Origin of the sequence: Paraburkholderia ginsengiterrae, assembly GCF_001645125.1 — a bacterium.
Lineage (GTDB): Bacteria > Pseudomonadota > Gammaproteobacteria > Burkholderiales > Burkholderiaceae > Paraburkholderia > Paraburkholderia ginsengiterrae.
The window spans coordinates 376,280-389,752 of the sequence record NZ_LXKA01000221.1 but is presented as its reverse complement, the minus strand read 5'-3'; the positions used below and the strand labels follow the sequence as shown (position 1 = coordinate 389,752).

General features: G+C 64.4%; 13 protein-coding genes. 3 read left to right on the top strand and 10 right to left on the bottom strand.

Translation table 11 applies throughout. From position 1 onward, the window contains the following. Positions 1–352, top strand: a 352-nt coding sequence (locus A6V37_RS18300; protein WP_157447885.1) for an OmpA family protein, incomplete at its 5' end; no start/stop codon positions are given. 40 nt (positions 353–392) lie between these two features. On the opposite strand, the gene A6V37_RS41820 is transcribed toward A6V37_RS18300, so the two are convergent. Then, entirely contained in the window at positions 393–665 is a 273-nt protein-coding gene (locus A6V37_RS41820) for an anthrone oxygenase family protein (RefSeq protein ID WP_208607874.1), read from the bottom strand. Between A6V37_RS41820 and A6V37_RS18290 the strand changes: the two genes are divergently transcribed. Further along, positions 656–1,105 carry a hypothetical protein gene (locus A6V37_RS18290; protein ID WP_064270625.1) on the top strand — a complete coding sequence of 150 codons (450 nt, stop codon included), beginning with the start codon at positions 656–658 and terminating at the stop codon, positions 1,103–1,105. The genes A6V37_RS41820 and A6V37_RS18290 overlap by 10 nt on opposite strands. Before the next feature lie 46 nt (positions 1,106–1,151). Here the strand turns inward: A6V37_RS18290 and A6V37_RS18285 are convergent, their stop codons facing one another. From A6V37_RS18285 to A6V37_RS18275, 3 genes are all read right to left on the bottom strand, one after another. Next, on the bottom strand, positions 1,152–1,907 hold the full coding sequence (locus tag A6V37_RS18285; RefSeq protein WP_064270624.1) for an OmpW/AlkL family protein: 756 nt from the start codon (positions 1,905–1,907) through the stop codon (positions 1,152–1,154). Positions 1,908–1,986: 79 nt separating this feature from the next. Next, a complete protein-coding gene (locus A6V37_RS18280) occupies positions 1,987–2,934 on the bottom strand; it encodes an electron transfer flavoprotein subunit alpha/FixB family protein (protein WP_064286179.1) in 948 nt (315 codons plus the stop codon). Positions 2,935–2,951: 17 nt separating this feature from the next. Further along, entirely contained in the window at positions 2,952–3,701 is a 750-nt protein-coding gene (locus A6V37_RS18275) for an electron transfer flavoprotein subunit beta/FixA family protein (protein ID WP_064270622.1), read from the bottom strand. A gap of 311 nt (positions 3,702–4,012) precedes the next feature. On the opposite strand from A6V37_RS18275, the gene A6V37_RS18270 reads away from it, so the two are divergent. Continuing rightward, positions 4,013–6,739, top strand: a complete 2,727-nt coding sequence (locus A6V37_RS18270) for a winged helix-turn-helix domain-containing protein (RefSeq protein ID WP_064270621.1) — start codon at positions 4,013–4,015, stop codon at positions 6,737–6,739. Positions 6,740–6,757: 18 nt separating this feature from the next. Here the strand turns inward: A6V37_RS18270 and A6V37_RS18265 are convergent, their stop codons facing one another. The 6 genes from A6V37_RS18265 to A6V37_RS18240 form a co-directional block, all read right to left on the bottom strand. Beyond that, on the bottom strand, positions 6,758–8,053 hold the full coding sequence (locus tag A6V37_RS18265) for a DUF445 domain-containing protein (protein WP_242665917.1): 1,296 nt from the start codon (positions 8,051–8,053) through the stop codon (positions 6,758–6,760). After that, entirely contained in the window at positions 8,050–8,883 is an 834-nt protein-coding gene (gene phaZ, locus A6V37_RS18260) for a poly(3-hydroxyalkanoate) depolymerase (protein ID WP_064270690.1), read from the bottom strand. Before phaZ ends, A6V37_RS18265 begins: the two co-directional genes overlap by 4 nt. An 86-nt stretch (positions 8,884–8,969) precedes the next feature. Continuing rightward, the gene (locus A6V37_RS18255) at positions 8,970–9,392 is read right to left on the bottom strand and encodes a phasin family protein (RefSeq protein ID WP_064270620.1); all 423 of its coding nucleotides are present in this window, start codon (positions 9,390–9,392) and stop codon (positions 8,970–8,972) included. Between the two features lie 72 nt (positions 9,393–9,464). Then, positions 9,465–11,171, bottom strand: a complete 1,707-nt coding sequence (locus A6V37_RS18250; protein ID WP_064286178.1) for an alpha/beta fold hydrolase — start codon at positions 11,169–11,171, stop codon at positions 9,465–9,467. A 47-nt stretch (positions 11,172–11,218) separates the two neighbouring features. Continuing rightward, a complete protein-coding gene (locus A6V37_RS18245) occupies positions 11,219–11,683 on the bottom strand; it encodes a MaoC family dehydratase (RefSeq protein ID WP_064270618.1) in 465 nt (154 codons plus the stop codon). A 20-nt stretch (positions 11,684–11,703) separates the two neighbouring features. After that, entirely contained in the window at positions 11,704–13,347 is a 1,644-nt protein-coding gene (locus A6V37_RS18240; RefSeq protein WP_064270617.1) for a fatty acid--CoA ligase, read from the bottom strand. Between the last annotated feature and the right edge of the window lie 126 nt (positions 13,348–13,473).

The following is a 13,473-nucleotide window of genomic DNA, read 5'->3' as shown; positions in this document are numbered from 1 at the left end:
ACTCGAACCCGCCCTTCCGGCGGTCTACTTCGCCACCGGCAGCGCTCACATTGACGAGGATGGTCGCGCCGCGATTCAACGCGCCAGGGATGAACTGCTCGCGCACCCTCGAAGTTCACTGCTTCTGATGGCCTACACCGACACCGTCGGCTCGTCGAAAATAAACAATAGCCTGGCACAGCGGCGCGCCAACGCCGTGAAGAAAATGCTGACCGGGCCTGGGGGTATCGCCGGATCGCGGGTCTTCACGGCCGAGCTGCCGAAGAGCCATCTGCCGGAGGTGACGGACGACAATCAGGAAAAGATGAACAACCGTTCGGTGTTCCTGTACCTCGTGGAGTTCCCTCGCTGACCGGGTGCCACGCCTCACGCGCCTTGAGCGACACCCCTTCTCACGTCTTTATCGAAGTCGCCAGAAAGATCGGCGACGCGGCAAAGCTCAGTGCACTGCGAACCGCGTGACGTCTGCCCCATTGCTCAAGCAAGGTTCGCGTTTCAGCCGACGCGAGATCGCGCCCTTGCGTCAACAGCTGCGCGATGACGGGCTTGCCCGGACTGATACAGTCCGGCATGGTGTAACGACACCACAGCCAAATTGACGCATATTCAAGGTAGAGTTTCGTGCGTCGTGTACAGACACTTCCAAGGTTAAGCGATGAATTCATCACTTATTTCCGCACTCGCCGCTCTGGTCGGCGCCGGCATTGGCGGCCTGACTTCCGTGCTCGCGTCGTGGCTCACGCAGCACACTCAGGTCAAGGCCGAATGGCTTGCACACGACCGCGCCCGCCGGCAGGAGGTCTATCGGGAGTTCATTGAAGACGCGTCGAAGTGCTATGTGCACGCACTCCAGCACAACGAGCCGGACCTGGCGACGCTCGGCAGCGTGTTCGCCAAGATAGCCCGGATACGCGTCCAATCTTCCGCCGACGTCGTGACAGAAGCCGATCGGATCGGGCGGAGAATCGTCGATACTTACCTCGCCCCGGACAAGCGCTTCGAAGAACTGCGCGACATGCTGGCCAATAACTCGATCGACATCCTCGGGCCATTCAGCGACGCCTGCCGCGCCGAGTTCGAAAAGCTCAGGGCCCAGCAGTTCTGAACTGCGGGCGTGTGGGCGGTGTATTCGTGGGGCACCGCCGGCATTATCAGAACCGGTATCCGATCCCGACAAAGGTAATCCACGGATTGGCCGTGATGTGCGTCCTGTTGGTCAGCACGGTTTGCCCATTGCCGGCAATCGCGTTCACCGTTGCATTCGTCTTCAGCGGCAGATACGTCACCGACGCCGTCGCGTACCAGTTCCTGGTGATGTTATAGGAGACCCCTGCATTGAACGCGGGATTCCATGACGAGCTGAGCGACGCGGTGACCTTGCTGCCCGGCCCCGCAAACTGCTGCAACGCGCCGCTAAAGTTCGAATTGAGTTCGGTGTGCGAAAACCACGTGTAATTGACACCCGCGCCAACGAAGGGGCGCAGCTTGCTCTGCGCGCCGCCGAAGTAATATTTCAGGAACAGAATCGGCGGCCAGGATCGTGTCGTGGCAAGCGGTTGCAGATTGCCGAGACCGAGCGTCGGGCCGCCCGGGCCGAGCGGTGCCGCCGTCCCCTGAGCGAAGAGACTGAGCTTGGGCGGCACGCCGCTCGCCAGATCGACGGCAAGGTTGTCCGTGATGAAATAGGTCAGCGCAAGCTCGGCGGTGAACGTGTTGTGAATCTGGCCACCTGTTCCCGGCGAGTTGAAAGTGCCCGCCGCCGAGGTGCTCTGCAACGCCGTCGAGGACGACTGGCCAAAGTCGAGCCACGTCCCACCCACGCTGCTGATGAGGCTGCCCGCACTCTGTGCCGATGCACTGCCACATATCACCCCAGGTATGAGGGCGAGATAGGCGATCTTTTTCATCACGTTTTCCTTATTACTTCGGACTGCGAATATAAGTTCATATAGATACGGCATCACTTTGTCATGCCGCGAGAAAAAATCAGTCCGGCGGCAGCTTGTCCAGTTCTGCGGAGAGTTCCGGCAACACCTTGAAGAGGTCACCTACGATCCAGTAGTCGGCCACCTGGAAAATCGGCGCCTCCTCGTCCTTGTTGATGGCGACGATCACCTTCGAGTCCTTCATGCCGGCCAGGTGCTGAATCGCACCGGAGATGCCCACCGCAATGTAAAGCTGCGGGGCAATGACCTTGCCGGTCTGGCCCACCTGATAGTCGTTGGGGACGTAGCCGGCATCCACCGCGGCGCGCGATGCGCCGACGGCCGCGCCGAGCATGTTGGCGAGGTCCTCGAGCAGCGCGAAGTTTTCGCCTGAACCCATGCCCCGGCCACCGGAGATCACCCGCCGCGCCGAGGTCAGTTCCGGACGCTCGGAACGGGTGAGCTGCTGGTCGACGAAGCGTGCGCCCGGCTGTTCCGGCGCGGGCTCCAGCGCCTCGATCGCGCCGGCGCCGCCTTCCGCGGGCGCCGCCGCGAACGCGGTATGACGTACGGTCACGACCTTGATGGGATCGGCGCTGCGGACCGTGGCCAGCACGTTGCCCGCGTAGATGGGGCGCACGAACGTATCGGCGGATTCGACGGCGACGATCTCCGAGACCTGCGCGACGTCGAGCAGCGCGGCCACGCGCGGCATCACGTTCTTGGCGGTCGTGGTGGCGGGCGCGATCACGTGGCTGTACTCCGCCGCGATCTTTACCACCAGCGCCGCCAGGTTCTCAGCCAATGCGTGGCCGTAATGAGGCGCGTCGGCAACGCGCACGCGGGTGACACCCGCAACGCGCGTGGCCTGTTCGGCGACGGACGCGCACTGCGCGCCGGCCACGAGGACATGAATGTCGTCGGAGAGGTGTGCGGCGGCGGTCACGGCGTTCAGCGTCGCCGTCTTGAGCATCTGATTGTCGTGCTCGGCAATAACGAGTACAGGCATGATTCTTCCCTTGCGAATTAGAGGACGTGGGCGACGTTCTTCAGCTTGTCGACGAGTTCAGCGGCATCGGCCACACGAATTCCGGCCTGGCGTTTGGCGGGCTCGGCAAGCTTGAGTGTCGTGAGCCGCGGCGCGACCTCCACGCCGAGCGTGTCGGGCGTCACGGTGTCGAGCGGCTTTTTCTTCGCCTTCATGATGTTGGGCAGCGTCGCGTAGCGCGGCGTGTTCAGCCGGAGATCGGCAGTGATCACGGCCGGCAGATCGACTTCGATGGTCTCGAGGCCGCCGTCGATCTCGCGTGTGACCGTGGCCTTGCCTGCGCCAACCACGACTTTCGAAGCGAACGTCGCCTGCGGCCAGCCGAGCAGCGCGCCGAGCATCTGGCCGACCTGATTCGAGTCGTCGTCGATCGCCTGCTTGCCGAGCAGCACCAGTTGCGGTTGCTCCTTGTCCACCAGCGCCTTCAGCAGCTTGGCGACGGCAAGCGGTTGCAGTTCCGTTTCGGTTTCGACGAGGACGGCGCGATCCGCGCCGGTCGCCAGCGCGGTGCGCAGCGTTTCCTGGCAGGCCGGCACGCCGCACGACACCGCGACCACCTCGCTCGCCGCCCCGGCTTCCTTCAGACGCACGGCTTCTTCCACGCTGATTTCGTCGAAGGGATTCATCGACAGCTTGACGTTGGCAATGTCGACGGCGCTGCCGTCTGCCTTGACACGGACCCTCACATTCGCATCCACGACGCGCTTGACAGGTACAAGTACTTTCATTGACTGCTCCATGTTGATAAAACGCATGCCGCGCGGCGCGCCGTGATGGCCGCCCGGCGGAATTAGAGTTCGCGCAGCCCGGTTTGTGCGCTGCAACGTAGGCCGATCTGTCTGACAAGCCCCTGCTTCGAGGTGGTTGGGCGTATGATTTCGAGAGCAACGCACCGCTGTCCGGCTGACTGAACTTCGATCTCCGCGATGGAATCCATGGTGTCTCAGCGCGAGGCCGCGCCGTATCCCCCAGACAGGGGAGCGCGGCCGCAGGAACGGGGGAGAGCAGCCAGGGTCAACCCGAACACCCGGAGTTGCCGATGCTCATGACTGAAGTGACGCCTGCGAAGCACCCTCCCCTCGTTCTCGCAACGAAGGTGCTCCCGCCGCGGCTGCCGAGCGGCCTGATCGATCGCCCACGGCTGATCCGCCTGGCCGAGCAGGCTGAAAGCAAACGGCTCACCGTGATCAAGGCGCCCGCGGGCTTCGGCAAGACCTCGCTCGCGCTCATGTGGGTCAACCGGCTGCGGGCCAACGGCACACAGGTCGCATGGCTGTCGCTCGATACTGAGGATGACGAACCGGCTCGCCTGCTCCATCATCTGGCGCAGGCGCTGCAGCATGCGTGCGGCAACGTCGGCGCCGCCGCCATCGGTCTGACGACCGCGGCCTCGCTGGTGCCGGCACAGGCAGTTGCGGCCACGCTGATCAACGAGCTCGTCGACGTCGAGGATGAAGTCTTTCTGTTCCTCGACGACTATCACCTGATCAGCCTCGCGCCGATTCACGAGGCGATGTCGTTCTTCATCGAAAACGCACCGTCGCACGTGCACGTGGTGCTCTGCACCCGCACCGATCCCCCGCTGCCGCTCGCCCGGCTGCGCGCCGGCAATGAGCTGCTGGAAGTCGACGCGGCCACGCTGCGTTTTAACCTCGATGAAACCCGCAGCTTTGTCGAGCGCGAATGCCCGGGCAAAGTGCGCGCCGCCAGCGTCAAGTCGATCTTTGCCAGCACCGAAGGCTGGGCCGCGGCGCTGCGCATCTCCGCGTCGATGCTGCCGCGCGACGAAGGCGAGCGCACGCGGGAGCTGACCGCCCCGTCAGGCACGCTGCGCCCGTTTGCCGCCTATCTGGAGGACATGCTCATACGCCTGCCGCCCGACATGGTCGACTTCATGCTGCGCACCTCGATCCTGGACCGGCTGAGCGCGCCGCTGTGCGAAGCGGTCACCGGCGTTGCGGCGAGCCAGGCCATGCTGGAAGCGATCGCCGCGCGCCACCTGCTGCTCGACCCAGTGGATCTGGAAGGCACCTGGTTCCGCTATCACCATCTGATGGGCGAGTATCTGCGGCTGCGGCTCGAAACGCACTTGCGCGACCAGGTGCCGGACCTGCATCGCCGCGCGTGCAAGTGGTACGCGGCTCAGGAGCGTTGGACCGACGCCGTCAAACATGCGATTGCCGCCGGCGCCACGGACGAAGCCGTCTCGCTGATGGGCCATTGCGCGATGGCGCTCGTCACGAAAGGCGATCTGCTCACCCTGCTCGGCTGGCAGCGCCAGTTCCCCGCGCACCTGATGCGCGCCCAGCTCAAGGTGACGCTGGCGATCGCCTGGGGCATGGCTCTCGCCATGCGCTTCGCCGATGCGCTCGCGATGCTGGATGTCATCGAGCGCGAGGCCGATACGAGCGCCAACCCGTCGCCCGATGATATCCGTTGGGAATGCCAGGCAATCCGTTCCGTGGTGGCCGCGCTGCAAGACGACGCCCCACGGGCGATGGCCATCGCCCAACCCTGCCTCATGCGGCCCTCGACGGATATCTGGACCACCAACGTAGTCACCAATGTCGTGCGCTACGGGCACTGGAAAGCGGGCAATCTCGAAGCCCTTTACGCGACGCCCTGGATCCCCTACTCAATGGAGGAAGACCAGCGCAACGTGTTCGCGTCGACCTACCGGCTCTGTCTGCTGGGCCACGCGGAAATGCAGCAGATGCACTTCGGGCTGGCCGAGCGCTACTTTTCCGAGTCGATGCGGCTCGCCGAACACTACTCCGGCCCGCAGTCCATCGCCGTCGCGCTATGCGCGCCGATGCTCGGACAGATCCGCTACGAGCAGGGCCGGCTCGACGAAGCCGAGGCCCTGCTCACCGACCTGATGCCGGTCATCGACGCCGCAGTCCTGCTCGACAGCATGTTGATCGCCTACCGGCTGCTGGCGCGGATCGCCGTCGCTCGTGCGAACACGGCTCACGCCTACACGCTGCTCGACCACGCCCAGGCGGTGGGTTATGGGCGCCGCTGGGACAGGCTCACCGCGGCCGCGCTCGTCGAACGTACGCGGCTCTGTCTGGCCGAAGGCAGGCTCACCGAAGCCAGTGCCTGCGTCGTGCAGCTCGATCAGCTGGCGGCGTCGATGGGCACTGTCTCGCCTGAAATCGAAACCTACCGCGCCCTGGCGTCGGCCTGCCTGGCGCTGGCGCAAAACCGGACCGCGGACGCCGTCGAGTTGCTGACCGGCGCGCTGCGCGGCCTCGAAATCCGCCATGGCGACTACCTGGCGCTGCGCTTGCGCACCGTGCTCGCGCTAGTCTGGCTGAGCGCGCATGAGCGCGAACGCGCCGTCGAAACCTTTCGCGAGGTGCTGGGTGTCGCGATGCGCATGGGCATCTACCAGTCCATTCTCGACCACGGGCCGGAGATCGGCGCGTTGCTGCAGGCCGTGCGCGACGAAACACGCAGCACGGCGCAGACGAAGGACAGCTTGGCGTACCTCGACCGCCTGCTCGCCGGCTGGCGGGCGCTCTATCAGCGCGACAGCAAATCCGAGCGCGACGCCGAACGTGAAGCGCTGAGCGTGCGGGAGCGCGACATCGTCGAGTTGATCGCGCAAGGGCAGTCGAACAAGGAAATCGCGCGCACGCTCGGGATCGCGCCTGAGACGGTCAAGTCGCATGTGAAGAGCATCTTCGTGAAGCTCGCCGTCGACAAGCGCGCGCAAGCGGTGGCGCGCGCCCAGGCGCTGGGGCTGGTCGGCCAGCTTTAGGCCAGGTTCGGGCCCGGTTCAGACCTGTGCAGCCACCACCGTGGCGATATGGAGCAGCACGCCCACGAGGCCGCCCACGAACGTGCCGTTGATGCGGATGTATTGCAGATCGCGGCCGATCTCGGTTTCGATCTTGCGGCTGACGTCCTCGGCGTTCCAGCTTTTCACGACCTCGGTAATCAGCATCGAGAGCTGCGACCGGAAGCGCACCACGAGCGACCGCGCGAGCGCCAGCCACCACGCATTCAGCCTGTGCTGCATCGAGGGATCGCTGCCGAGGCCCTTGCCGAGCGCGACCAGCATCGCTGCCGTCACGCTGCCCAGCACCGGCTGCGCGCGCTCGAGATCGGCGCTCACGCACGCCCGCACATGATCGAGCAGCACCCGCTCGTAACCGCCCTCACGCAGATAGCGCAGGCAATCGCGCATGAGCGAGCGGCCGAAACGCCGGTGCACGGGCGAACTCTGCAACTGCACGATCAGATCGCGCATGGCCTCGTCGAACTGACGGCGCAACGCATGCTCAGGGTTCGCCGCGACCTCGTGCAACAGCGCGATGATGCCTTCGACGAATTTATTGACGATGTAGTTGTCGATCGGCGCGGGCGTGAATCGCGAGGCCGCGCTGAACTTCGCCTTGATCATCTCCACGTTGACGGTGAGCCACGTCTCCAGCGTCGCGAGACCGCGATCGAGCAGCGGCTGATGCCGGTCGCGATCGGTCAGGACCGCCAGGATGCCACCGGCCGCGCGCGACACGTCGAGCGTGCGCAGTTGCGGCAGCACCAGCGAATCGAACCATCGTGCGGCCTGCGTCTCGTCGATTCCGTTCAGCAGTTCCGGCAGCGCGGCGGTCACCACATCGGCGATAGCCTGGCTGTTCGGCGGCTCGGCGAGCCATCCGGCCAGCGCTTGCGCGGCGTTATAGCCGCCGAGCCGGCCGACGATGAGTTCCGGCGTCAGGAAATGCTCTTCGACGAAGTTGCCGAGACTCTCGGCAATGCGCTGCTGGTTGCGCGGAATGATCGCCGTATGCGGGATCGGCAGTCCGAACGGACGCCGGAACAACGCGACCACCGCATACCAGTCCGCGATCGCGCCGATCGTGCCGGCCTCCGCGAAAGCGCGCGCGAGCGCGAGCGATGGATACCGGCCCTGCCACACGACGCACACCCCTAGCAGCGCGATCATGAGCACGAGCAGACACGTCGCCGTGCGGCGCATGCGCTGCAGGCGCACGGCCTTCTGTGTGTTGCGGGGCTGCGGCGCCGCGTCCGGCGCACGCGCCGCTGCATCGCCGCCCGGCAAACTCACACCGCCTCCTGGCGTAGAAAGCGGCGCACGATGGGCGCGACTTCTTTCGCGCGCGTAATCAAAAACAGGTGTCCGTCGTCGATCACATGAAGCGTGGCGTCGCGGATGCGGGCGGCGAGAATCTTCGCGTTGGTCAGCGGCACGATCGGATCGTCGTTGCCGTGCAGCACGAGGGTGCGCTGACGCAGGCCGCCGAGCCACGGCAGGCTGCTCCAGCCCGACGCCGCCAACAGCTGATAAAGATAGCCACGGCCGCGCGGCGGCTGAATGTGGCGGCTATGCTCCCGCAGCAGCGAAGGATCGCGCCGGTATGCACCACCGTATATGTCGGCGCCGACCTGCTGCATATAGGCCGGATCGGTATAGCGGCGCGGGCCGATCAGCTTCGAGAGCACCGAGAGCCGCGCCGGCACCATGATGACGCCGGGCGACGTCGCGGCAAGAATCAGCCGGCGGCAGCGCACCGGATACAGATGGGCGAATTGCTGCGCGAGCGCGCCGCCCCACGATACGCCGAGCACGTCGACGGGGCTGTCATAGCCGAGCCGCGTCAGCAGCTTGTCGGCGAGCACGGACAGCGTCGAGAAGCGGTACGGCACAAGCGGCGCGGGCGAGCCGCCCACACCCGGGACGTCGAAGATGATGACGCTCACGTCCTCGAGCGCCTCGACGAACGGTTCCACGAGTTCCAGATTCGCGCCAATACCGTTGAAGATGAGCAGCGGCGGCGAGGCGTCGCTGCCCTGCCGGACCGCGACGCGCAGAAGCTGGCCGTCCAGATCGACTGTCTGGATTTGCATGCTGGTAACAGACTCGGGGCTCATAGCCATTTCGTTCATCCGGAAAACCTCATGACACGACAGAATAGGCAGGATGCTGCATTCGCAGCATCGTGGTTTCGCATTGCCGTGCAGCTTTACTTCTTCGGTTGCAGCAGCGACTTCAGCTCCTCGACGTGTTCCGCCACGCGCTTGGTGACCACCGCGAAGCTGTCGGTCTGGGCACGGTAAGCCGTATCCGCGAGTTCCTGCATATCCGCCAGCGCCTTGTGCAACGCCTGTTGCACCACTTCACCGGTGTTCGCGGCCGTCTGCCCGCCCGCCGGGGTCAGACGCGTCACCAGCGTCTGCAGCTCGGCCATCGTCGTGCGCAGAATCTCCGCCTGCTTGCTGGCGAGCGACTGCACGCCCGCGAGCGCCGTGGTGTTGGCCTCTGCCAGGGCTTCGATATCCTTGCGGCGCGTTGCCAGTAATGCGGCGACATCGACGCCCGGCAGCTTGAACTGCCCGAGCACCTTCGTGTATTCAGCGAACAGGCTGTTAGGGTTGGTTGATTCCATGTTTCATACTCCAGAAAAACGACATTAAGAGAAACGCCGGCCATGCCGTGACGACACGGCCAACGGGGTACATCAAGCTTCCATGACGTAGGTGCCGGGCGCGGGCGTGATCGACGGATACCGTTCATTGCCGAGCGACGCCGGCGCAGCGCGCCGCTCACCCGAGCGCTCTGTCAGCCAGTCGCGCCAGTTGCTCCACCAGGAGTCTTTTTCGGTCTGCGCGGCGGCGAGCCATGCATCGGAATCGGCCGGCAGTTCGGGATTGGAGAAGTATTTCGCCTTCGGATTGCCCGGCGGGTTGATCAGGCTCTGAATATGGCCGCTCGAGCTCAGCACGAAACGCGTCTTGCCTCCAAAGGTTCGCGCCGAGTTGTAGACGCCGTTCCACGGCGTGATGTGATCGGTCATGCCGGCCACCACGTACTTGTCGCACGTCACCTCGGACAGATCGATCGGCGTGCCCAGCACCGTCAGCGCGCGCGGCTTGCTGAACAGATTGCCCGTGAAGATATCGAGCAGCTGTCCATGCATTTTGGCCGGCAGCCGCGTCGTATCGTTGTTCCAGTAGAGGATGTCGAAAGCCGGCGGCGTCTTGCCCAACAGGTAGTTGTTGACCCAGTAGCTCCACACCAGGTCGTTAGGCCGCAGCCATGCGAACACACGGCCCATCTCCTCGCCCGCCAGCACTCCTCGCGAGGTGCTGCCCTGCTTGGCGGCCGCGATCGCTTCCGGCGTCGCGAAGAGGCCGAGCTGTGAATCCGTGGTGTTGTCCAGCACGGCGACCATCAGCGTGGCGGCATTGACGGTCTTCTCGCCGCGGCTCGCGAGGTGCCCAAGCAGCGCCGAGATCGTCATCGCGCCAGAACACGCGCCGTGCAGATTCACGTCGTCGCTGCCGGTGATGTCGCGTACCGCCGCGATGGCCTCGATTAGTGCGGAAACGTAGGTGTCCATGTCCCAATCACGCTGTGCCGCCGTGGGATTGCGCCAGCTGACGACGAACACCTGGAACTCGTTGCTCACCAGATAGTTGACGATGCTCTTGCCCTCGGAAAGGTCGAACACGTAGAACTTGTTGATCTGCGGCGGCACGATCAGTTGCGGACGGCCGTACACCTGGCCGGTTGACGGCGCGTACTGGATCAGTTCGAGCACTTCGTTGCGAAACACCACCGCGCCCGGCGACGTGCCGAGATTCTTGCCGACCTGGAACGCCGTCCGGTCGACCTGCTCCGGCATGCCCTGGTTCTTCAGGAGGTCCGTCACATAGTTCTTGAATCCGCCCAGCAGGCTCGCGCCGCCCGACTCGACGATCTTCTTGAGCGCCGCCGGATTGCCGAGCAGCGTGTTGGTCGGCGACAGCGCGTCCGTGAACAGCGACATCACGAACTGTGCGCGCTCCTTCGTCTTCGCATCGAGCGACGAGCGCTCGATGAATCCGCTGAGCGCATTGCGCCACGCGACATAGCCCTGCATCGTCATCCGGTACCACGCGTTGTCCTGCCAGGCCGGATCGGTAAAGCGCTTGTCGCCCGGCGGCGGCGTGAACGGCGCGCTGCCGCCCAGCACCGCGATCAGATCGCGTACGAGCGCCGCTTCCTGTTCGACCACCAGCGCGGGTTGCCGCAATGCCTGGGTGCTGATCTGCTGCGCCGTGGCGAGAATATCGGCCGGACGCAATCCGACGAACGGGTTGGGGCCAAGCATGCCTTCCGCGGCGGACGCTGCAAGTTCGTCCGGCGAGGTGTTGCGCGGCTGGTTTTCAGTAGGGGCTGCCATTCTGGTACTCCTCAAACAACTGCTTTGTCTTCGTCACGCGATCCGGCTCACGCCACCAGCATCGCCAGGGATTCGGCGATCAGCGCCGGCTTGTCCTCACCCTCGATCTGCAGCTCGTTCATCGTCTTGACGATGACGCGGCCGCCGCCCTTTTTCTCGACCGACACCAGCGTCACGCGGTTGCGCACACGCGCTCCGGCCTTCACGGGTGTCATGAAGCGCACCTTGTCGAGCCCGTAGTTCAGGCCCGCCGACGCGTCCTCGGGAATCAGGCCGATCTCGATCGCGAGTGCCGCGAGCAGAGACAGCGTCAGATAACCGTGCGCGATCGTGCCGCCGAACGGGCTCTCGCGACGGGCGCGCTCCACGTCCACATGAATCCACTGCTGGTCGCCCGTGCATTGCGCGAATGCGTCGATGCGTGCCTGGTCGACGACGACCCAATCCGACAGACCCAATTCGCGGCCAACGAAGTCGTCAATTTTTGCGAGGCTGTATTCCTTGATGCTCATCGTGTGCTCCTTGTGTCCGGTCAGGCGAACTGTTCGCGCAACCACTTCTTGTTCATCTTGCCGACGCTGGTCTTTTCGAGCGCGTCGACAAACTTGACGATCTGCGGCACCGCGTACTTCGAAATCTGCCCAGTCGCGCTAAACGTCATCACGTGTGCCCTGATCTCTTCCGCCGTGGCCGCCGCGTCGGCCTTGAGCACCACCAGCGCGACAGGACGCTCGCCCCACTTCTCGTCCTTGATGCCGATCACCGCCACTTCGGAAACGCCCGGATAGAGCGAAATCAGGTTTTCGATTTCAAGCGACGAGACCCACTCGCCGCCCGACTTGATCACGTCCTTGATGCGGTCCGTGATCTGCAGATTGCCGGTCGGGTCGATATTGGCGATGTCCTGCGTGTGCAGATAGCCGCCCGCCCACAGTTGTTCGGAGGCCTCAGGATTGTTCAGGTAGCCCTGGGTCAGCCACGGTGCTCGCGCGACGACCTCGCCATAGGCCTTGCCGTCGTGCTCCATGTCCTCCATCTCATCGTTGACGATGCGCAGATCGACGAGCGGAACCGGCAGGCCGGTCTTGCAGCGCAAACGCACCTCTTCCTCGAGGTCCAGCGTCTCGCTGCCGGGCGGAAGCTGCGCGAGGCTCAGCACCGGGCAGGTCTCGGACATGCCGTAGCCGGTGAAGATGTCGATGCCGCGCGCCAGCGCGGCACGCGCGAGACCCTGGGGCAGCGCGCCGCCGCCAATCACGACTTTCCATTTGCTGAAGTCGGTCGAGTTCGCTTCGGCACAGCCGAGCAGCATGTGCAGGATCGTGCTGACGCAATGCGAGAACGTCACGCCTTCGTCCCGCACGAGTTGCACCAGCTTTTCCGGCACATAGCGGCCGGGGTAGACCTGCTTCACGCCCAGCACCGTGGCGATGTACGGCATGCCCCACGCGTGCACGTGGAACATCGGCGTGAGCGGCATGTACACGTCGCCGCGGTGAAAGCGCTGACCCGACACCGGGCTCGCCAGCGCGCCCATCACGGTCAGCGTGTGCAGCACGAGCTGGCGGTGCGAAAAATAGACGCCCTTGGGCAGGCCCGTCGTGCCCGTCGTATAGAACGTCGTGGCGCGGGTGTTCTCGTCGAAATCGGGGAAGTCGTAGCTCGTCGGGCTCGCGGCCAGCATCGCTTCGTATTCGGTCGCGAACGGAATCGTGTGCGCGGAGGCTTCGCTGCCCGGTTCGTCGATATAAATGAACGTGCGCACCGTTTCCAGCTGGTCCTTGATCGCCTCGACCATCGGCAGAAAGTCGGTGTGCACCAGCAGGATTTCCGCGCGGGCATGGTTGATCGTGTACGCAATCTCCGCCTGCGAGAGCCGCACGTTGACCGTCTGCAGCACGGAGCCCATCATCGGGACCGCGAAATAGCACTCGAGATAGCGGTGGCTGTCCCAGTCCATCACCGCGACGGTGCTGCCGAACTTCGCACCGAGCCGGCTCAGGCCGTTGGCGAGCTGCGCAATGCGTTGTTGCAGCGTGGCATAGGTCATGCGCAGCTGGCCGCGATAGACGATTTCCTGGTCCGCGGCCTGCGCGAAGGGCGTATGCAGCAACTGCTTAATCAGCAGCGGGTACGCATAGGCGGTGGGCGTCGGGTTTTGCACGTCGTCCTGCATCGAAATCTCCTTGAGTCCAGAAATGGATCACGGGCTGACGCAGGTTCGTCGTCGCTTGGCGCGCTCACTGGCATCCCGAGTGAGGCAATCTTCGGTTCAATAAGGGTGCCGGACCATCCCCTGAAC